The organism is Paramuribaculum intestinale, assembly GCF_003024925.1.
Taxonomy (GTDB): domain Bacteria; phylum Bacteroidota; class Bacteroidia; order Bacteroidales; family Muribaculaceae; genus Paramuribaculum; species Paramuribaculum intestinale.
In genome coordinates this window covers 1-1,884 of record NZ_PUED01000308.1, presented here as the reverse complement: position 1 = coordinate 1,884, position 1,884 = coordinate 1, and the positions used below count along the sequence as shown (strand labels likewise).

The 1,884-nt window shown below is 52.4% G+C and carries 3 protein-coding genes; all 3 read right to left on the bottom strand.

Annotated features, from left to right (window positions below):
* A partial coding sequence (locus C5O24_RS14400) for a hypothetical protein (RefSeq protein ID WP_205961129.1) occupies nt 1-216 on the bottom strand: 216 nt, incomplete at its 3' end.
* Nucleotides 217-258: 42 nt separating this feature from the next.
* Nucleotides 259-885, bottom strand: a complete 627-nt coding sequence (locus C5O24_RS13040) for a Spi family protease inhibitor (protein ID WP_133165600.1) — start codon at nt 883-885, stop codon at nt 259-261.
* Nucleotides 886-1,058: 173 nt separating this feature from the next.
* The coding region (locus tag C5O24_RS13035) for an N-acetylglucosamine-6-phosphate deacetylase (protein WP_107681953.1) at nt 1,059-1,884 on the bottom strand (826 nt) is incomplete at its 5' end.

Below are 1,884 nucleotides of genomic sequence, written 5' to 3'. Positions count from 1 at the left end.
GGATATCTCATTGACAGGGCCTCCACTCAAGGAAGAGGTCCACGTTAGATTATTCATCTGCGTCTCAAGTCCGGTCGTAGGACGATGTACAGCTTGCGCCAACCAATCCTTAACTGTATAGCGCTGATAATATCCCTTTGCAGCCCAGCGGCTGAGTTCTTCATCAATCGCCATCTGAAGATCCGCAGAAATCACCGTAGCTCTTGAAGATGACATAGGTTCAACCGCAAGAGTATAACGCATCCAATCATAGGCATTCTATCGGATTGCCGCAGTATCGTCGCGCAACATCTCTGAAGCTGAACAGGCATTGCGTAACCACAATCCCACCCCTGACTTTTCCGCATTCGCCTCCATAAAGCTTCCGGTTTCGATATGAGCGAGCACCGGCTGCAATGCTTTTGTTGCAGACACAATTATATAACCTCCATTATCAGCATAATCGACAGCATATAACGCTGTCGATCCATCCGAGCCTTTTATAGGCGTCACACTTTCAACAGTTTTTTCTGTGAGCGAACGGGAGGCACCATGAATTCGTGCGAAAGCCGACGCCACTGACTGCGCCCTGACAGCATCTATGACTGACACAGTATCAATCACATTGACATACGTGGGTTCACAATTCTCCCTGTCATCAGACACCAGACCTGGTTCCGATTGATTGCATCCCGCCGCAAAGATCGGCAGAAGCAGAAACAAGCCAATTCTTTTAATCATAAGAACACTCTTTAAGGTTAATAAAGTCGGTCTAAATCCTAAAGTCAATGCATTAAAACTTGGAACTGCCACAAATATAGTGTTTTTCTTTTCAAACCAAAAAACTCCGCAGAGTTGATTAATTATTTTTAACCAAAACAATCCACAGTCGTACTTTTCTGTCACTCAACGGCTTCACTAACGTATACTTCCTGACACACAGATCCCGCACGTTATCGCGCAGCCGCGCCACATGATAAGACAGCAAAAAAACGAACCGACAGCACCGCCGTCATGCGCGCTTCACAACGCGCCACGACAAATACTGTCGGTCAGTTTCCTGATTAACCCGGCAGGTATCAGAGGGTGTTGGTGCCCTCCACGAGCTTGCCCTGCGCCCATACGGCACGCAGATTGAGATCGCCGTCGAGTATTATGATGTCGGCGTCCTTCCCCTTGGCAAGCGAACCCTTGCGGTCGTAGACACCCATGATCTTGGCCGGAGTCTCCGATGCCATGCGCACAGCGTCGTCAAGAGGTATGTCGGCCTTCTGAACGAGTGTGCGTATCAGACGGTCCATTGTGGCGATGCTGCCTGCAAGAGCCGAGCGGTCGGAGAGTTTGCACACTCCGTCCTCGATGATCACGCGCGGATCGAACGCCTCGGCGTCCTCGGCGCATGCGCAGGCCAGAGCGTCGGTGATCACGCACGCGCGCTCCACACCCTTCACCTTATAGACCAGACGCAGTATAGTGGCCGGCACATGGATACCGTCGGCCACCACCTCCACCGTCATGTCATCTATGAGATAGATGCTCTCCACAGTGCCTTCGTATTTATACTCGCGGCGCTTGTGGAAGCCCGGCATGGCATTGTAGAAATGAGTGGCATGGCTGTAGCCCGACTCCCAGGCCGAGAGAATATCCTCATACTCGGCCTGCGTGTGAGCCACCGAGGCGAGAATCCCCTTGGCCGTGATGTATTTGCCAAACTGCATGGAGCCGGGCAGCTCCGGAGCGGCATCCCAGCGCTTGATACACTGCCAACGCTCCACGATGGGGATATACTCCTTCGGATCGGGATCCTTGATATACTCCGGCATCTGGCCGCCGGCCATGGCCGGATTGAGGTAGTGACCCTCAAGATGAAGACCCAGCACGGGGCTGCCGGGCTCTCTCATAAGG